Below are 18,917 nucleotides of genomic sequence, written 5' to 3' on the forward strand. Positions count from 1 at the left end.
CTCACCTGGGCGATCGTGTCGATCAGGTTGGAGCCGATGCGCTTCTTCACCTCGATGGCGATCGCCGGCTTGCCGTCGAGACGGGTCACCGTCTCAGCGTCCTTGAAGGTGGAGCGGACGGTGGCGATATCCTGGGCCTGCACCACGGCATTGGGGCCGGCGACGATCGGAAGCGCCGCCACGTCCTGTGGCGTTTCGATCAGCGACGGCACCTTGACGGCGTATTTGCCCTCGGACCCTTCAATGTTGCCGGCGGCGACAAGACTGTTGGAATCGCCGACCGCACCGATCAGCTGCTCGAGCTGCAGCCCGTATGACGACAGTTTCATCGGATCGATGACGACTTCGACGAGATCGTCGCGGGCGCCCTGCAGCGAGCCTTCCAGCACGCCAGGCACTTCCTCGATGCGGTCGCGCAACTCGCGCGCAGCCGTCGTCAGAACGCGCTCGGGCACCTCGCCCGACAGCGTCACGACAAGGACGGGGAACTCGGAGACGTTGACCTCGGAGACCACAGGCTCCTCGGCTGCCTGCGGCAGGTCGGCCTTGCCGTCCTGGACCTTGCTGCGCGTGTCCTGCAGCGCCGTCGCCAGATCCGTCTGCGGGTGGAATTCGACCAGCACATAACCGCCGCCCTGGAAGGCGGCCGAACGCATCTCCTTGAGCCCCTTCAGGCTCTTCAGCTTGGCTTCCATCGGCCGCAGCAGAAGGCGTTCCGAATCCTCGGGCGAGATGCCCTGATAGATCAGGCTGACATACATCATCGGAATCGGAACGTCGGGTTCCGCTTCCTTCGGTGTCGACTGATAGGCGACCGCACCGGCAAGGATGAGGAACACCAGCACCGAAATGGTCAGCCTGGCATTGCTGATTGCGAGTTTGACGATATCCATGATTACTGCGTCCCGGCCGTCGCTTCGCCCAGCAGCTTCTGAATGGTCGCCTGGTCGGCCTCGACCGGCTTGACCACTTCGCCTTCCTTCACCAGTTCCTGGCCGGCGACGATGATGCGCGCATCGGCAGGGATGCCGCCGAGCACCAGGCCGGTTGGCGTATCGTCGACCAGATCGATCGGGAAGAACACGACCTTGTTATCCTTGTCGACGGCGCGGATGCCGAGATCGCCCTTGTCGCCGAGCGTGACCACGGAGCGCGGCAGCATGACTGCGTCGGTCGGCTGCGCGCTCAGCGCGATCTCGGCGGTCATCCCGGCCGGAATGGTGCCCTCGGGGTTGGGGATTGCGATCTCGACCCGGAAGGTGCGGGTGGCGGACGAGGCGTCGCGGCTGATATAGCGCACGGTGCCCTCGACATTCTGGCCGCTGACCAACCGTACCTTCGCCTTGTCGCCGATCTTCAGATAGCCGAGATCACGCTCGCTGACCTCGCCGCGGGCGATCACAGGGTCGAGGCTCAGAATGGTTGCCACCTCGCCGCCCTGCATCACGGAACTGCCAAGCTCCACCGGCACCCGGTCGATGACGCCGTCGAACGGAGCCCTCACCTCATTGCGATCAAGCTGGGCTTGCATCGCTTCCAGCATCGACTGCGCTAAGGTCAGGGTGGAGCGAGCGTTGTCGAGCTGCAGCTTGGGCAGATTGCCGGTTTTCGCCAGCCGCGAGGCCGCATCGAGTTCGGCCTGACGCTGCGCGACAAGCTGCTTGGCGTTGCTGAGCGCCGAAAGCTTTTCCTCGGTGGCAAGCATCAGCACGAGGTCGCCCGTCTTGACGTGCTGTCCTTGCTTGACCGGCAGCTTGTCGATGATGCCGTCGACCCGGGTCGCCAGCACCGCGCGCTTGTCGGCTTCGGTCAGTCCGGAAATGCGGATGGCGCGCGCATAGGTACGCCTGGGCGGGGTTAAGATCGCGACGGTGCGCAACGGCGCCTTGGGCTGCTCTGCCTCAGCGGGCTTGGCCTTGCCGGCGTCAGGCGCCTTTGGCTGCTCGACCTCCCCCGCTTTGGGTTTGTCGGCGGCCGCGCTGCCGACGGACGAGAACTCGCCCGTCGCCATCCACGCAGCGAATCCGACAAGCACAACAATGGCTGCAAGCTTGTGAAACCTGTACTTCGGCATCGTCATTTTTCCAGTGCGCGGGATTCGGCCAGGCCGCGTCTTCTAACTCGGGCGCGTCGCCGATATGGGTGCGCGCAAGGCCGTGTTCAACTTGCCGTGATCGGCGAACGAGCTTCTACATCAAAGTTGCACCGCAATATAGTCAGAAATGTTGATGGGTAATACTTCGATGGGCAGGGTGCGGCCGCCGTGAAGCGCGCCGGACCAGCGCGGCCTTTTATCTGCGACATAACACTCGGCGCAGCGCGGATGCGAAAGCAACCGCCAGACCGCGTCCTCGGGCAAGTCTTGGCTGCATCGACCATCATCGGTGCCGTGCCCGGCTTGCCAGTGCCGTTGGTAGGCGCCAGCAAAACAGCATGGCAGCAGCTGTCAGCATGATGGGAATATTTCATGCAAAGGTCACCTCCTTCGACAAGGGCAGTGTCCGGATGCGCTTGCCCGTCAGTGCGAAGATGGCGTTGGCGAGTGCCGGTGCCGCCGGCGGCGTGCCGACTTCGCCAACGCCGCCCATCTTGTGAAAATTCTCCAGGATGGCGACTTCGAACGCCGGACACTGGGAGATGCGCATGGCGTCGTAGTCATGAAAATTCGACTGCTCGACCATGCCGTCGGCGAAAGTAATCTCCTGACCCATCGCTGCCGACAGGCCGTAGATGGCGGCGGAGATGAGTTGCGCCTCGATGATAGCAGGATCGAGCGCGGTGCCGACATCGGCGGCGATCCACATCTTCTCGATGCGGATCCCGGACGGCGTGTCGGCGACCTGGACGATCTCGCCGACCCAACTGCCGAAGGACAGCGTGAACGCCATGCCCTTGGCCTTGCCGGCGGGCAGCGCCTCGCCCCACTTCGCCATTTCGGCGACCTTCTCGACCACCTTCACCGCTGCCGGATAGGCAGCCATCAGCGTCTTGCGCAGTTCGACCGGATCGGTTTTCCCGGCGGTGGCGATCTCGTCCATGAAGCCCTCATGAAAGAAGCCGTTGATCGAGCAGCCGACCGATCGCCAGAAGCCGACCGGGATGGAGGCGGGCGCAGCAATGCCGCTGACCCGGTAATTCGGGATGGTGTAGGGCTGGTCGTAGGCCCCATCGACAATGGACTTGTCGGGGCCAAGCGGCGGGATCGAGGGAAACAGCCGGCGCAAGGTGCTGGCTATCGGCGATGGCGAGGCGATTGTCATGTCGACGGCGACCGGTATGCCGGCGTTGCCAAGCCGCGCCTGGAATTTGCCGACCGAAGCCGGCCGGTAGGCGTCGTGGCGCATGTCCTCCTCGCGCGTCCAAATCACCTTGATTGGCCGGCCTGCCGTTTCTTTCGCCATCAGCGCGGCACAGAGCGCATAATCCACCTCGATACGTCGGCCGAAGCCGCCGCCCATGAAGGTGGTGTGGACCCTGACCTTGTCCTGCTCAATGCCGACAGCCTTGGCGCAAAGCTGCCGCACCAAGGTCGGCGCCTGGTTGCCGCACCAGATGTCGAGGACGCCGTCCTTCAGCCGCCCCGTGGCGTTCATCGGCTCCATCGTCGCATGTGCCAGATAAGGCACGGCATAGTCGGCCTCGACGATCCTTTCGCGCGGCGCGTCGGCGAAGGCGGTATCGACATCACCATCGTCGCGCATCATCGACCCTTTTGTGCCGAGCGCCTGCTTCAGCACCTCGGAAATGCCGGCGCTGTCCAGCGGATATTCGGGATCGGCCCATTCGGCGTCGATCGCCTCCGCCGCCTTGAACGCCGCCCAGGTGTTTTCGGCGATGATGCCGAAGCCGTGGCCGTAATTCGTGTCGATCGGCACGATCTTGATCACGCCAGGCATTTTCTCGGCGTTGGAGAAATCCGCCTTGACCGGCTTGGCCCAGAAGCGCGGGCTCATCTTGACCGTGCCGTACAGCATCTCCGGCAGCGTCACGTCGATGCCGAAGATCGGCGCCCCGGTGACCTTGGCCAGCATGTCGATGCGTCTTTGCGGTTTGCCGAGCAGTTTCCAGTCGGCTTTGTCTTTGAGCCTGATTTCCGCGGGCGGCGCCATCGTCCCAGCGGTCGCAGCGACCGCGCCATAGGTCAGCGACTTGCCCGATGCCTTGTGCAGGATCGAGCCGCTGGCCGTTTCCAGATCGGCGGCAGCTATACCGAGCTTTTGCGCGGCCGCTGCAATCAGCATCTGCCGCGCGGCGGCGCCTGCCTGCCGCATCTTGCCGAAACCATCGAGCGTCGATGTCGAACCGCCGGTGCCTTGCAGAGCGAGGAATTTTCCGGCCACGCCCATGCCGGCGCGCACTATTTCCGCGGTCATGCTTTCATCGAAGAAGGCGAACGGACCGCCCTCTTCCAGGATCGCCGCATTGAAATAGGCGTAGGAGGCCGGGCCGTGCTCGACCTTGATCTGGTCGAGCCCGACATCGAGCTCTTCGGCAACCATGGCAGCAAGCGTCGTCGATATGCCTTGGCCCATCTCGGCGCGCGGCGCGACGATGGTGATGGTGTTGTCGGCGCCGATTTTCACATAGGGGTTGAAGGTCGCTTCATCAGCCGCGAGGTCGCCTTCCAGCGGATTCGGAAAAGGCTTGCGATAGTAGTAATAGCCGACGGCGACGCCGCCCGCGATGGCAGCGGTGCCGATGAGAAACGTGCGGCGGGCGATCTTTCCGACACTGGCCATGGTCAGATCCCCGCCGTCTTGAGCACGACCGCCCGTTTGATCGCCGCACGGATCTTCGGGTAGGTGCCGCAGCGGCAGAGATTGCCGCCCATGGCATCGTCGATATCGGCATCGGTCGGATCGTCGACCTGGTCGAGCAGCGCCACCGCGCTCATGATCTGGCCGGCTTGGCAGTAGCCGCACTGGGCGACCTGCTCTTCCAGCCATGCCTGCTGTACCGGATGCAATCTGCCTTCGGTGCCGATGCCTTCGATCGTGGTGACCGCGCCGGTGACCTCACCGACCGGCAATGAACAGGAGCGCACCGGCTGGCCGTCGACATGCACCGTGCAGGCGCCGCAGGCGGCGATGCCGCAGCCGAACTTCGGCCCGGTCTTGCCCATGAGATCGCGCAGCGCCCACAGCAGCGGCATTTCGGGATCGGCATTGACGTCGAATGCCTGCCCGTCGACGGTGAGGCGCATGGGGATACCCTTTGTTGTCGTCCACAGCCCGGGCAGGCCGGTCGGCCATTCGCCCTTATACATCTTGACAAATTACGTCATTTTGTCAATAGAGCTTTTGCAGGATAAAGTCGCGCCATGATCGAGATCGAGGACATCGCCACCGACCCCAAGCGCGCCCGCATTCTGGACAGCGCGATGAAGGTGTTTCTGGCCTATGGTTTCGCCCGCACCACCATGGACGACATTGCGCGTGCCGCCGACATGTCGCGGCCGGCGCTTTATCTCCAGTTCAAGAACAAGACCGATATTTATCGCGCCATTGCGTTGATGCTGCTCTCCCGCTCGCTCGAGCAGGCGAAAACGGCACTCGCCGCCGAAGAACCATTTGCCGAGCGCACGATGCGGGCCATCGACGAAGCGCTGATCTCGATGACGCGCACCGTCCACGCCTCGCCGCATGGCGCCGAACTCCTTGACATGAAATCGAGTCTCGCCGACCTGATCGGCTGCTGGCGCAGCCGGTTTGCCGAGCATATTGCCGCAGCGATCCAGAGCGAAGCCGGACGCAATGGCGTCGATCTCACCGCCAAGGGCTTGTCGGCAAAATTGCTGGCCGACATGCTGCTCGACGGGCTGGAAGGCATGAAGATGCGCATCAGCGATCCGGACGAGCAGCGGCGGGCTGCGGCCGCGCTGATCAAGGTGATCGATCTAGCCTTGCAAAAAAACTGACAAACAAAACGACTCAGGCTCGGCGACGCGCTGCCTCGGGCTTCTTGCGTGCTGCAAGGAACTCCTTGACCCGCCGGCCCGGTGCCGGACCACGCATCGGCTTGAAGCCGTCGTCGAGCTCGCCTGAGAGGTCAAGCGTCGGCTGCTTGCCGACGGCGTCGTAATTCTCCTCCAGCCAGTCGCTGGCGGCGGTGCGGCCAAGGTCGCGCAGATAGGTCAGGAAGGCCCATTCGGCATTGACCTTGGACGATGCCGACAGGTCCTTGAATGCCTCGTCGGCATCGATGCGGTGCATGCGGATGTCGCGGTATTCGCCATGCGGCAGCCGGCCGGCGGCAATCAGCTCCGTGATGAAGGCGATCGAGCGGAATTCGCGCAAGAGTCCGGCGTTGAAGGTGATCTCGTCGATGCGATTCTGGATTTCGTTGGCGCTCTTCGGCGTCCCCTCGCGGACCACCGGATTGATCTGCACCAAAAGCACGTCCTCGGTGGCAGTCGTCTTGAAGAACGGGAACAGCGCCGGATTGCCGCCATAGCCGCCATCCCAGTAGGGCACGCCCTTGATCTCGACGGCGCGGAACAGCTGCGGCAGGCAAGCCGACGCCATCACCGTGTCAAGATCGATCTCGCCATCGGAAAAGACGCGTAACTGCCCGGTCTCGACATTGGTCGCGGAGATGAACAGCTCCATCGATTTGCAGGCGCGCACATTGCCGAAATCGATCTCCTGTTCGATCACGTCGCGCAGCGGGTTGAGGCCGAGCGGGTTGGCGACATAGGGCGAAAACACCCGCGACATCGTGTCGAAAAACAGATAGCCCGGCGTGTTCTCGATCGACCAGTTGCCCCAGGCGACGTCCCACGGCATGCGCTGCACCGGGCTGAACCGGCCCTTCCGCGCCACCGCGCGCCAGAAATCGTCGAGCTTCTGCCGCGCGCCCTCGACGCCGCCGCGGACGAAGCCGTCGGCCAGCGCCACCGCGTTCATGGCGCCGGCGCTGGTGCCCGAAACCGCCGCGATGTCGAGCCGTCCGTCCTCCAGCAGCTGGTCGAGAACGCCCCAGGAAAAGGCGCCGTGCGAGCCGCCGCCCTGCAGCGCGACGTTGATCTTCTTGGGCTCCTCCGCCTTGCCGTTTGTCGTCATGGCGTTGTCCTTGATCTGTAGAGAGCCATTGGATGGATCACTGCGCGGTCCAGCCGCCGTCGACCGAGATTTGCGTGCCGTTGATCTGCGCTGCCGCATCCGAGCACAGGAATACCGCGGCAGCGGCAACTTGCTCGACCGTGACGAATTCCTTGGTCGGCTGCCTGTCGAGCATGACCTCGCGGACCACCGTGTCGCGGTCCATCTTGTTCGCCTTCATCTGGTCGGGGATCTGCGCCTCGACCAGCGGCGTCAGCACATAGCCGGGACAGATGGCGTTGCAGGTGATCTTGTCGCGCGCCAGTTCCAAAGCGACCGTCTTGGTCAGTCCCATGATGCCGTGCTTGGCCGCGACATAGGCCGATTTGAACGGCGAGGCGACCAGCCCATGGGCCGAGGCGATGTTGACGATCCTGCCGCCGCCGGCTTCTCTCATCAGCGGGATGGCGGCGGCGATGGTGTGAAAGGCCGACGACAAATTGATGGCGATGATGGCGTCCCACTTCTCGACGGGAAATTCTTCCACCGGCGCGACATGCTGGATGCCGGCATTGTTGACCAGGATGTCGACCGAGCCGAAGCTCTCGGCTGCCTTTGCGACCAGCGCCCGGCATTCGGCCGGCTTCGACATATCTGCCTTGATGTAGACAGTCTTCACGCCGTGATGCTTGGCCATCGCATCGGTGACGGCCTGGTCGTCGGCCGTGTCTGAAAAGGAATTGACGACGATGTTGCAGCCATCGGCCGCGAGGGCATGGGCGATTGCCAGGCCGATGCCCGAGGTGGAACCGGTGACGATGGCGGTTTTTCTGCTGGGCAAGGCGAAATCCTTCATTACGGCGCTAACGGACCATATTGCAGTGCAGCATATATGCCTCGTGTGGCGCAAAAACAGCGGCACTCAGTGGCGATGATATGAAATTTTTGTTATGAAAGAGGACACCCTTACTCAAAGCTGTACGCCTGACACCAGTGCGAAGACAGGTTTTGCAGTGCGAAGATAGTTTTGTCAGCGATCCCCGGAAGCCACTTCAGGGCGCTCGTAAGATTGCGTTTCGGGATTTGTCATCTGGCTGATGAAAAGACGCAGAGCTTTCCGTACGGCGAGCGATGGCGGCTCGGACGGATGCCACTCCGGGAAATGACCATCGATCGCCATGCGTGCCAGGCCATAGACAAATGCGCGGGCGGCAAGCACCAGATGATCGAAGTCGGTGTCCGGGGCAAGCCGACCTTGTTGTTGCGCTTGGGTCAGCAGGTCGATCATTTTCCGGCGAACGGCTTCATTCTGATCACGAAGACTGTCCGACGCGTCGAAATCGATCAGCGTCCGAGAACTGATGATCTGGAAATGCGTGGGATTGCTGATCGCCCACTCCAGATAGCCTTGCCCGATCGCTTCGAAGGCCACAATGGGATCTGCGCTGCCGACTTTGGACTGTGCATCGGCAACGGCCTCGGTCAGCCGGTTCATCGCCTGTTCGGCGACGGCGGTCAGCAGTGCTGATTTCGAGCGGAAATGCCGGAATGGCGCGCCGGGCGAAACGCCGGCACGTTTTGCCGCCTCGCGCACCGAGACATGCTCTGCTCCGCGCTCTTCGATGATCTCTACGGTGGCAGCGATCAAGGCCTCGACCAGATTGCCGTGATGATAGCGCTTGGGGTGGGCGGCTTCGCCGGTATCCGTGGGGCTGGTCATGCCTGCGAAATAGCACAACGCCGACATGTAATCACTGATTATTTTCCTGTGTCCAGGCGTTTCATATGTAATCAGTGCTTACAACATCAATGGAGGTTACCATGCTTCGCATCATCGCAACGACTGCCCTTGCTTTCTCTTTACTGTCGCTCGGGTCTGCCCAGGCCGAAGATCGGCCAACCCTGCAAATCGTCTGGCCGGCGGCCGGTTCGTTCATCGAACTCGGCAATGACCCAGAGAAGGCGATAGGCGTCGTCGTCAGCAGCAACTTCGCGCTTCTGCCAGCGGGTGAATGCGACGGCGTCAGCCAATGCGGCCATTTGCATATGAAGATCGATCCCGCCGGAGATACCTGCAACATCCCCGGCAAGCCGTACAACAGCATGAACAGCGACTTTGGCGGCGATCTTGTCAAGGCTCGTTTCGGCCATTGCCCGGATGCCGCCGGCAAGCATGTGATCGGCGTCCTACTTGCCGATGATCATCACAAGCCCATTCTCGTCGACGGCAAACCCGTTACGGCTCTGGTGACGGTGACGACGAAATAGCGCGGATCGGGCGGGACCCAGCCTCATTCGAGGCGGAGATTTTCTGACACGGCCTGCTGATGAGAGATTTCGGCCGGGCTTGGTCCGGCCGGCGATCACGACATCGTGTCGAGCTTGCGCTGCATGGCGGCGATCTGTTCCTTCAGTTCCTGAAGGTCGTCGGGCTTTTCCGACGTCTCTTTCCTGGTCGGCTCCGCCGGCGCTGCGGAAGTGCCATTCGAGCCTGCCGGTGGGAAGGGCGTGAACAGGCGCATGGCGTTCTGGAACATCTCCATGTTGCGGCGCGTCTGCTCTTCCAGCGCCTTGATCGGCGTGGCGATCTTCATCATGTCCAGCGGCGACTTGCCCAACGCACCCTTCATCTGCTCGCGGAAGCGTTCCTGTTCCTTCGAGAAGGCGATCATCGACTGTTCGAGGAAGCTCGGCACGATCATCTGCATCTGGTCGCCGTAAAAAGCGATCAACTGGCGCAGGAACGGAATCGGCAGCATGTTCTGCCCTTCCTTGTTCTCCAGTTCGAAGATGATCTGGGTCAGCACCGGATGGGTGATGTCGTCGCCGGTCTTGGCGTCCTGGACGGTGAACTCCACGCCCTTCTTGACCATTTCGGCAAGGTCCTCGAGCGTCACATAGGTGCTGGTGCCGGTGTTGTAGAGGCGGCGATTGGCATATTTCTTGATGATAATCGGTTCGTCTTTCGCGGCCATCAGCATCCTCCCGGGACACCGGCGCACTTGAGGTAAGCTGCCGGTAACGATTGCGCCTTTTCAAGGATATGCGCAAAAGCGTCACAATTCCAAGCGGTTTGTGCAGTGCGGCATCAATTAATGCTGCACGGCGGGCTAGAAATGCTGCGCAGCAATGGGCCGGCTGTATCCACCACGATGCGCAACCTGCATGGCCGGTATGCCCATTTCCGGTTTGACTTGGATCATTGAAAGGGCAAGAAAAGCCCTGACGATACAAACTGCGATACCAAAACCTCGATACCTCGAAGTGTGGAGAAGAACATGTCCGCTGCCATCGTTGTCGCCAGTGCGGCGCGCACGCCCGTCGGTTCCTTCAACGGCGCCTTCGCCGCCACGCCCGCGCATGAGCTTGGTGCCGTCGTCATCAAGGAGTTGCTGTCCCGTACCGGTGTCGAGCCGGCGGAGGTCGACGAGGTCATCCTCGGCCAGGTGCTGACCGCGGCTCAGGGCCAGAACCCCGCCCGCCAGGCATCTATCGAAGCCGGCCTGCCGAAGGAAACCACCGCCTGGGGCCTCAACCAGGTTTGCGGCTCAGGTCTGCGCGCTATTGCTCTCGGTATGCAGCAGATCGCGACAGGCGATGCCAAGGTGATCGTCGCCGGCGGGCAGGAATCGATGTCGCTGGCCCCGCACGCTCAACACCTGCGTGCCGGCGTCAAGATGGGCGACTACAAGATGATCGACATCATGATCAAGGATGGGCTGTGGGATGCCTTCAATGGCTACCACATGGGCAACACGGCCGAAAACGTCGCTCGCCAGTTCCAGATTACCCGCGAGGACCAGGACCAGCTCGCATTGGCCTCCCAGAACAAGGCAGAGGCCGCGCAGAAGGCCGGCAAATTCAAGGACGAGATCGTGGCCTTCACCGTCAAGGGCAAGAAGGGCGACACCATTGTCGACCAGGACGAATATATCCGCCACGGCGCCACGATCGAGGCCATGACCAAGCTGAGACCGGCCTTCGACAAGGACGGCACGGTGACCGCCGCCAATGCCTCCGGCATCAATGACGGCGCCGCCGCCGTGCTGCTGATGACCGAAGCGGAAGCCGCAAAGCGCGGCATCACGCCGCTGGCGCGCATCGTGTCCTGGGCGACCGCGGGTGTCGATCCGCAGATCATGGGCACCGGGCCTATTCCCGCCTCGCGCAAGGCGCTGGCCAAGGCCGGCTGGTCGGTCGGCGATCTCGACCTGATCGAGGCCAACGAAGCCTTCGCCGCCCAGGCCTGCGCCGTCAACAAGGACATGGGCTGGGATCCGTCGATCGTCAATGTCAATGGCGGTGCCATCGCCATCGGCCATCCGATCGGCGCCTCCGGGGCCCGCATCTTCAACACGCTGGTTTACGAGATGCGCCGCAGAAGTGCCAGGAAAGGCCTTGCCACGCTGTGCATCGGCGGCGGCATGGGGGTCGCCATGTGCGTGGAAGCGCTGTGAAGTCATCTGCAAAGCGCCGTGAGGACGGAGCGAGCAAGCCGTGAAACAGTCGGTGGCGAACAGGCTCCGCCGTTAGAGCGTTTCCGTTCGCCGCCCGCCGATCGAGAAAAAGGGAGGATATTATGACAAAGGTAGCACTCGTCACCGGTGGGTCGCGCGGCATTGGCGCCGCGATCTCGATCGGCCTGAAAACCGCCGGCTATCAGGTCGCCGCGAACTACGCCGGCAATGACGAAGCGGCGCAGAAATTCAAGGCAGAGACCGGCATCCCCGTCTACAAATGGTCGGTCGCCGACTACGATGCCTGCGCCGCCGGCATCAAGCAGATCGAGACCGATCTCGGCCCGGTTTCCGTTCTGGTCAACAATGCCGGCATCACCCGCGACGCCATGTTCCACAAGATGACGCGCGAGCAGTGGAAAGAGGTCGTCGACACCAATCTTTCCGGCGTCTTCAACATGACGCACCCACTGTGGGTCGGCATGCGCGACCGCAAGTTCGGCCGCGTCATCACCATCTCCTCGATCAATGGCCAGAAAGGCCAAACCGGCCAGGTCAATTATTCGGCGTCGAAGGCCGGCGATATCGGCTTTACCAAGGCGCTCGCCCAGGAAGGGGCGCGGGTCGGCATCACCGTCAATGTCATCTGCCCCGGCTACATCGCCACCGAGATGGTCAGGGCGATGGACGAGAAGGTGCTCAATGAGCGCGTCATCCCGCAGATCCCGGTCGGCCGACTCGGCGAGCCGGAAGAGATCGCACGCTGCGTCGTCTTCCTCGCGTCAGACGATGCCGGTTTCATCACCGGCTCGACCATATCAGCCAATGGCGGCCAGTATATCACGTGAGGCGTTATGTCACCTGAGGCGTCGGCCTGTTGCCGGCGACTGTTGCACGGGTCTAACCGCCCACACGGCCGAGTTCGAGGCCGGGATCCGGATTACTCCGGCCGTCAGGCGACACGCTTCAGCCCTGGTTCGGCTGCCGGCTTGGTCTGGGCGGCTGGACCCGGCTGGCGCGAAGGTGCCGGCAGGCGGGCAAGCGACGCCCGGCTGAGGCCCGACAGTTTCAAGGCGATGCGACGCTTCAGAAATGGAGTGAGATTCAGCGCCGAAAGCACGAGATTGCGGACGAACCGCTTCACCGAATTGCGGGAAAGCGCCATCTCGGTCATCATGCCCGCCAGTTCAAGCACCTCCTGGGCCGCCGGGCGGCGCAGCGTTTCGTAGAGGTCGAGCGCGGTTTCCGGGCGCACGCCGTTCACCACGTCGCCAAGCAACTGGCCAAACACGACCGCGTCGATGATGCCGGTGTTCATGCCTTGCCCTCCCGCCGGGCTGTGCACGTGCGCGGCATCGCCGATGAGGAACAACCGGTCCTTGCGATACGAGCGGACCAGGCGGTGATGCACGCGAAAACGCGAGCTCCACACCAGTTCGAGCACCCGGGTTCTTTTCTTGGTCGGACCACGGCTGTCGAGCAGCGCCTGGATGTCGGTGACCGCGGGGTTTTCCGGTGCGTCATCCATTGTCGCGACGACCCGGTACGAACCGTCCGGGAGCGGTGCCACCACCACCAGCCCGGCCGGTGCAAAGAACAGCGACACTTCCGTCGGGCCAACCGGCCAGTCGAGACGAACATCGGCGAGCACGAACGACGCGTCATAGGCGGCGCCGTCGAACTCGATGCCGGTCGACCTGCGCACCAGGCTGTGCATGCCGTCGGCACCAACGACGTAGCGTGCCGATATCAGTTTCTGGCGGCCGTTCTCGATCACCGTCACGTGTGCGCCGTCAGCGTCCTGAACGACTGCCTTGGCCTCGATCGAGCGATGAATCACGCCGCCCAGGGCAGCGATCCGTTCGGCGAACACCTGCTCGGTCAGGTTCTGAGGCAGCATCATCAGATAGGGATGCCTCGAAGGAAGCTTGCTGAAATCGAGATTGAGCAGCGCCCGGTTGCGGTCGCGGATGGTGAAATTCTGCAGCTTCAGGGCAAGTTCGCTCAGCCGCTGCGTAACGCCGAGAGGCTCCAGCGTTTCCAGCGTCTGCGCGTGGATGACGCCAGCCCGCGAGGTCTGAAGGCCCTCCTCCAGCCTGTCGATCAGGACGTGATCGACACCGGCCTGGTGCAGCACGATGGACAGCGCCATGCCGGTCGGGCCGGCGCCAACGATCAGGACTTCCGTGGTTTCGGGCAACATCTCTCTCTCCATTTATCAACGATCGTTGACTTTCTAGGCGAAGCCATTGCATTTGTCAACGGCTGTTGTCATAAGCATTTCATGACCGAGAATCAGCCGAAAAAACCCGGCAAGTCGGACCGCACGCGCGCCAAAATCCTGGAGGCCGCGAAGCTCCTGTTCGCCGAGCACGGCTATGAGGGCGCCTCGATCCGTGACGTCGCGGCGCATGCCTCGATCGATCCGGCCATGGTGATCCGCTATTTCCGCAGCAAGGACGAGCTGTTCGCCAGGGCGGCGGTCGTCGACCTGCAATTGCCGGCACTGCGGGTGATCGACCGAAATGCCATCGGCGAAACGCTGATCAGGCGTTTTCTTGAAGTCTGGGAGGGCCCGACCAGCGGCCCTGGCATGGCAATTCTGCTGCGTTCGGCGACGTCGAACGAATTCGCCGCGGAAAAATTGCGCGACGTATTTGGCAACCAGGTCAGGCCGGTGATTGCGGCGGTCGCTGACCCCGCCGATGCGGGTCGACGGGCCGGGCTCGTTTCGAGCCAGTTGCTGGGTCTGGCGATGTGCCGATACCTGTTGCGGCTTCCGCCCGTCGTCGCCCTGTCGCACGACGAAATTATCCAGAACGTCGGCCCTACTTTGCAGCGCTATGCCGTGGGAGAGGATGCGCCTTGAACAAGCCGGGCTGGCAGTCTGGTCCTCGTGCAGCGACTGCGCCGACCGACGGGCGTGACGCCGATTTGTGCCGAAGCGGCACGCAAAGGGTTAACGGCGGCCGTGCGGCCTGTGCAAAACCCTGTTGCCCGCCTGTGGATAACAGGTGGAATACCTGTTCACGATACTACATATGGGGGTGAACATACCGGGAAACATGCTCCGGCGCCGATTCGTCGCCGTTTCGTTCCGGCTTTGAGCGCAGTGTTAAACGACAAAGACTGAAAAACATCCCCAAATGGTTAAGGCGCGTTAGGAAAGACTAATTATTTCAAAATGTTGGATGACGCCGGCCGACCTGCGTCGATCGTTCAGCGGCAAAAGTTAACGGCGACGTCAGCCCTGCATGAAACGGGCCAGTTCGGCGATTCAGCATGTGGTGAGACTCGCAGGCGAGAAATCCAGATGTAGCCGTGAACAAACCATGAATATGCGCGAGTCAGCGATTCGTAGCCGATTCGTTCCAGACTCGTTCCAACTGTTAAATCGGAACGGCGGAACGGATTGTCGACGGCGACGGAAGGCTTCGAGCTGCCATCGGAATATTCTGCTTTCGCTTCACGCCCAAAATCCCTATGTGTCGGCTGTCACCCGCGCCACCACGGGGCGCGCTCCCGACAACGCGAGGCAGAGAGCCTTAATTTCCAGGTCGATGAACATCCAGCCGAAACACACTGAGCCACTGATCCTGTCAGGCCGCGACGTGACCGCTGTGCTCGGGCCAACCAACACCGGCAAGACCCATCTCGCCATCGAGCGCATGGTGGCGCATGAAAGCGGCATTATCGGCCTGCCGCTCAGGCTGCTCGCCCGCGAGGTCTACTCGCGCGTCTGCGAAAAAGTCGGCGCTCACAAGGTGGCCCTCATCACCGGTGAGGAGAAGATCCAGCCCGACGGCGCCAGATATTCGGTCTGCACCGTGGAAGCCATGCCGCGCGAGACCGACGCCGCCTTCGTTGCCGTCGACGAGGTCCAGCTGGCCGGCGATCTCGAGCGCGGCCACATCTTCACCGACCGCATCCTGCATCTGCGCGGCCGCCAGGAGACGCTGCTGCTCGGCGCAGCGACCATGCACGGCATCCTCCAGCGTCTGCTGAAGGGGGTGTCGGTGGTGACGCGGCCACGGCTGTCGCATCTCGCCTATGCCGGCTCCAAGAAGCTGACCCGCCTGCCGCGACGTACGGCGATCGTCGCCTTCTCCGCCGACGAGGTCTATGCCATCGCCGAACTGATCCGCCGCCAGCAGGGCGGTGCGGCAGTCGTGCTCGGCGCGCTATCGCCGCGCACCCGCAACGCGCAGGTGGAGCTGTTCCAGTCGGGTGATGTCGATTATCTGATTGCCACCGATGCGATCGGCATGGGCCTCAACCTCGATCTCGATCACGTCGCCTTCGCCCAGAACCGCAAGTTCGATGGCTACCAGTATCGCAACCTGACGGCGGCCGAGCTCGGCCAGATCGCCGGCCGCGCCGGCCGCCACTTGCGCGACGGAACTTTTGGCGTCACCGGCCAGGTCGATCCACTGGACGAGGAACTGGTCAAGAAGATCGAGGCGCATGATTTCGACCCGGTGAAGGTGCTGCAATGGCGCACCGCGCGTTTCGATTTCGCCAACCTCGACGCGCTGAAGCGCTCGATCGAGACCAACGCGCCGGTTGAAGGCCTGACGCGCGCGCTGCCGGCGGTCGATGCGCAGGCGCTCGAACATCTGTCCCGCGACGAGGACATCCGGGCGCTTGCCACCGACGCCAGGCGCGTCGCGCTGTTGTGGGAAGCCTGCGCCCTTCCCGATTACAGGAAGATCGCCCCGGCTCAGCATGCCGACCTGATCGCCTCGATCTACATGGACCTTGCCAGGCATGGCCATGTCGATGAGAATTACATGGCCGAGCAGGTGCGCCGCGCCGACACCACCGAGGGCGATATCGACACGCTGTCGCACCGGATCGCCCAGATCCGCACCTGGACTTTCGTTTCCAACCGGCCCGGCTGGCTGGCCGATCAGGCACACTGGCAGGAAAAGACGCGCGAAATCGAAGACAGATTGTCGGATGCGCTGCATGAGCGGTTGACGAAACGCTTCGTAGACCGCAGGACTTCCGTCCTCATGCGGCGCCTTAGAGAAAATACCATGCCTGAAGCCGAAATCAGCCCAACCGGAACCGTCCTCGTCGAAGGCCACCATGTCGGCGAGTTGCAGGGGTTCCGCTTCACCGCCGACCAGAGCGCCGGCGGCGAGGACGCCAAGGCGGTGCGCACAGCAGCCCAGAAGGCGCTTGCAGCCGAATTCGAGGCGCGGGCCGAACGCTTCGGCGCCTCGGCCAATGGCGACATCGCGCTCGGCTCCGACGGCACGCTGCGCTGGATCGGCGCGCCGATCGGCACGCTGGTCGCAGGCGACGAGCCGTTGAAGCCACGCCTGGTGCTGCTGGCCGACGAGCAGCTCACCGGTCCCGCCCGCGACAAGGTCGCGGCGCGCGCCGAGCGCTTCGTCAATTTCCAGATCGAGTCGCTGCTGAAGCCGCTGGTCGACCTCAAGAACGCCGAGCAGATAACCGGCATCGGCCGCGGCATCGCCTTCCAGCTCGTCGAGAATTTCGGCCTCATCAACCGCCGCGACATCGCCGAGGAGATGAAGTCGCTCGACCAGGAAGGCCGCGCCGCCCTGCGCCGGCTCGGCGTGCGCTTCGGCGCCTACCACGTCTTCGTGCCGGCGCTGATCAAGCCGGCCCCGGCCGGACTGGTGACGTTGTTGTGGGCGCTGCAGAACGACGGCAAGGACAAGCCTGGCTTTGGCGACGTGGTTCACGCGCTGGCCTCCGGCCGCACCTCGGTGGTCATCGATCCCACCTTCGACAAGACCTTCTACAAGCTGGCCGGCTACCGCAATCTCGGCCGTCGTGCGGTGCGCGTCGACATCCTCGAACGGCTGGCCGACCTGATCCGGCCCGCAACCAACTGGAAGCCGGGCCTCGGCCAGCGCCCCGACGGCGCCTATGACGGTCAGTCCTTCATGGTGACGCCGCCGATGATGTCGATTCTCGGCGCCACGGCCGACGACATGGAAGAGATTCTGAAAGGCCTCGGCTACCGGGCCGAGCCGAAGCCGGCTGTCGAGGTGAAGGCACGGCTCGAGGCACAGGACAATGCCGCGCGCGAAGCCGCCGCGGCCAAGCAGGCGGCGGAGGCACAAGCCGAGCAGGCCAAGGCAGCGGAAACCGCGATTGCCGACGCAGCCGCCGAGGCGCCGGCCGACAGTCCAGAGCCGGATGCAGTGGCAGAAGCCACGGCGGAGGCTCTCGCGGAACCCGCTGCCGAAGCGGAACCTGTCGCAGAAGCTCAGCTGCAAAGTCCGCCTGAGGTCACGGTAGAGGGACTGCCTGCAGCTGAAGCCGCAGCTCGAGAGGCAGCACCCGAAACCGCCGTGCTTGAGGTCGCACCGGCGGAGCCGGCTTCCGAAGCCTCGCCCGCAACGGCAGCAGTCTCGGCCGAACCTGCCGCGGCGGCGGAAGCCGCCACCGGCGAGGCTGCTCCAGAGGCCGAGAAAGAGGCAGAGGAACCAAAACCCATCCTGTTGTGGCGGCAGGGCCGCTTCGACCAGCGCCCACGCCACCGCCACCACGACAACCGGCCCCGTGACAGGGACAATCGCCCGCGCAGCGGACAAGCAGCGCGCGATGGCCGCAGCAACGCGCCGGCAGAGGCCGGGCAGCAGGCCGGCGCTCCAGGCGACCGGCCCGCCCGTGAAGGACGCCGCGACGGCGACGGCGCCGGCAAGCCGCGCTTCGACCGCAGCAAGTTCAAGCCCAAGCCCCAGGGCGAGCCAGGCGAACGGCGCGACGGCAAGCCGCAGGGCGAGCGCCCCGATCGTCGCGAAAGCCGGCCCGACTGGAAAGGCGGCAGGCCGGACGGCAAGGGCGGCGCGCCTGGTGGAAAGCCCGCGTTCCAGCCGAAGCCTCGCGAGGAGCGTCCGGTGCGCTTCGACCCGGATTCCCCCTTCGCCAAGCTCGCCGCGTTGCGCGACCAGCTGAAGAAGTAAGTTCGTTCGCTCCGATGGTCACTGATGCCCGCCAGCGCATCGACAAATGGCTGTTCTTTTCGCGTGCGGTGAAATCGCGCTCGCTGGCGGCGAAGCTGGTGGTGGCCGGACGCGTTCGCATCAATCGCGACAAAGCAGCGCAGGCCTCCGATCTGGTCCGCCTCGGCGACGTCCTGACCATCACTCTCGAGCGGCGCATCTTCGTCTGGAAGGTGCTCGGCACCGGCAGCCGGCGCGGTCCCGCCGAGGAAGCGCGCTTGCTCTACGAGGATATCTCGCCGCCGCCGGCACCAAAGGGCGAGGCCGTTCGCGATGCGATCCCCGCACTGCGTGATGCCGGCAGCGGCCGCCCGACCAAGAAGGAACGCCGGGAAACCGACCGGTTGTTCGGCGACGACTGACGCATAACCGGCTTTCGTCGCATCACCGGCAGGAAATCCATTCCGGAAACACCGGCATCACGCGCAATGGCT

General features: G+C 63.4%; 16 protein-coding genes. 7 read left to right on the forward strand and 9 right to left on the reverse strand.

What is annotated here, in order from left to right; translation table 11 throughout:
* The 4 genes from AC0L28_RS31395 to AC0L28_RS31410 all read right to left on the reverse strand — a co-directional run.
* Positions 1-893, reverse strand: an 893-nt coding sequence (locus AC0L28_RS31395) for an efflux RND transporter permease subunit (protein ID WP_473482263.1), incomplete at its 3' end; no start/stop codon positions are given.
* Positions 894-895: 2 nt separating this feature from the next.
* Positions 896-2,074, reverse strand: coding sequence for an efflux RND transporter periplasmic adaptor subunit (locus AC0L28_RS31400; RefSeq protein WP_023797016.1), 1,179 nt, complete (start codon positions 2,072-2,074; stop codon positions 896-898).
* Between the two features lie 391 nt (positions 2,075-2,465).
* Complete coding sequence (locus AC0L28_RS31405; protein WP_473482265.1) at positions 2,466-4,739, reverse strand: xanthine dehydrogenase family protein molybdopterin-binding subunit; 2,274 nt, start codon at positions 4,737-4,739, stop codon at positions 2,466-2,468.
* Positions 4,740-4,741: 2 nt separating this feature from the next.
* Positions 4,742-5,203, reverse strand: a complete 462-nt coding sequence (locus AC0L28_RS31410; protein ID WP_023797013.1) for a (2Fe-2S)-binding protein — start codon at positions 5,201-5,203, stop codon at positions 4,742-4,744.
* Between the two features lie 117 nt (positions 5,204-5,320).
* Here AC0L28_RS31410 and AC0L28_RS31415 point away from each other — a divergent pair, with 117 nt between their 5' ends.
* On the forward strand, positions 5,321-5,917 hold the full coding sequence (locus AC0L28_RS31415) for a TetR/AcrR family transcriptional regulator (RefSeq protein WP_473482267.1): 597 nt from the start codon (positions 5,321-5,323) through the stop codon (positions 5,915-5,917).
* Between the two features lie 13 nt (positions 5,918-5,930).
* On the opposite strand, the gene AC0L28_RS31420 is transcribed toward AC0L28_RS31415, so the two are convergent.
* From AC0L28_RS31420 to AC0L28_RS31430, 3 genes are all read right to left on the reverse strand, one after another.
* Positions 5,931-7,061, reverse strand: coding sequence for a patatin-like phospholipase family protein (locus AC0L28_RS31420; protein WP_473482269.1), 1,131 nt, complete (start codon positions 7,059-7,061; stop codon positions 5,931-5,933).
* A 37-nt stretch (positions 7,062-7,098) separates the two neighbouring features.
* Entirely contained in the window at positions 7,099-7,881 is a 783-nt protein-coding gene (locus AC0L28_RS31425) for a 3-hydroxybutyrate dehydrogenase (protein ID WP_473482271.1), read from the reverse strand.
* A 189-nt stretch (positions 7,882-8,070) separates the two neighbouring features.
* The gene (locus tag AC0L28_RS31430) at positions 8,071-8,760 is read right to left on the reverse strand and encodes a TetR/AcrR family transcriptional regulator (RefSeq protein ID WP_473482273.1); all 690 of its coding nucleotides are present in this window, start codon (positions 8,758-8,760) and stop codon (positions 8,071-8,073) included.
* A 101-nt stretch (positions 8,761-8,861) separates the two neighbouring features.
* Here AC0L28_RS31430 and AC0L28_RS31435 point away from each other — a divergent pair, with 101 nt between their 5' ends.
* Positions 8,862-9,308: a hypothetical protein gene (locus tag AC0L28_RS31435; RefSeq protein ID WP_473482274.1), complete on the forward strand. Its 447-nt coding sequence runs from the start codon at positions 8,862-8,864 to the stop codon at positions 9,306-9,308.
* A 95-nt stretch (positions 9,309-9,403) separates the two neighbouring features.
* Here AC0L28_RS31435 and phaR read toward each other — a convergent pair whose 3' ends face one another.
* Complete coding sequence (gene phaR / locus AC0L28_RS31440) at positions 9,404-10,015, reverse strand: polyhydroxyalkanoate synthesis repressor PhaR (protein ID WP_287230006.1); 612 nt, start codon at positions 10,013-10,015, stop codon at positions 9,404-9,406.
* A 303-nt stretch (positions 10,016-10,318) separates the two neighbouring features.
* Between phaR and AC0L28_RS31445 the strand changes: the two genes are divergently transcribed.
* Both AC0L28_RS31445 and phbB read left to right on the forward strand, forming a co-directional pair.
* Positions 10,319-11,497 carry an acetyl-CoA C-acetyltransferase gene (locus tag AC0L28_RS31445; protein WP_287234304.1) on the forward strand — a complete coding sequence of 393 codons (1,179 nt, stop codon included), beginning with the start codon at positions 10,319-10,321 and terminating at the stop codon, positions 11,495-11,497.
* Positions 11,498-11,619: 122 nt separating this feature from the next.
* The gene (phbB, locus tag AC0L28_RS31450) at positions 11,620-12,345 is read left to right on the forward strand and encodes an acetoacetyl-CoA reductase (protein ID WP_287230008.1); all 726 of its coding nucleotides are present in this window, start codon (positions 11,620-11,622) and stop codon (positions 12,343-12,345) included.
* 104 nt (positions 12,346-12,449) lie between these two features.
* Here the strand turns inward: phbB and AC0L28_RS31455 are convergent, their stop codons facing one another.
* Complete coding sequence (locus AC0L28_RS31455; protein WP_473482277.1) at positions 12,450-13,649, reverse strand: FAD-dependent oxidoreductase; 1,200 nt, start codon at positions 13,647-13,649, stop codon at positions 12,450-12,452.
* On the opposite strand from AC0L28_RS31455, the gene AC0L28_RS31460 reads away from it, so the two are divergent.
* The 3 genes from AC0L28_RS31460 (at position 13,608) to AC0L28_RS31470 (ending at position 18,845) form a co-directional block, all read left to right on the forward strand.
* Positions 13,608-14,366 carry a TetR/AcrR family transcriptional regulator gene (locus tag AC0L28_RS31460; RefSeq protein WP_288142003.1) on the forward strand — a complete coding sequence of 253 codons (759 nt, stop codon included), beginning with the start codon at positions 13,608-13,610 and terminating at the stop codon, positions 14,364-14,366. The genes AC0L28_RS31455 and AC0L28_RS31460 overlap by 42 nt on opposite strands.
* Before the next feature lie 691 nt (positions 14,367-15,057).
* The gene (locus AC0L28_RS31465) at positions 15,058-18,444 is read left to right on the forward strand and encodes a helicase-related protein (RefSeq protein WP_473482279.1); all 3,387 of its coding nucleotides are present in this window, start codon (positions 15,058-15,060) and stop codon (positions 18,442-18,444) included.
* A 14-nt stretch (positions 18,445-18,458) separates the two neighbouring features.
* Positions 18,459-18,845, forward strand: coding sequence for an RNA-binding S4 domain-containing protein (locus AC0L28_RS31470; RefSeq protein WP_027152935.1), 387 nt, complete (start codon positions 18,459-18,461; stop codon positions 18,843-18,845).
* The last annotated feature ends 72 nt before the right edge of the window (positions 18,846-18,917 follow it).

Source organism: Mesorhizobium sp. WSM4847 (assembly GCF_055811335.1).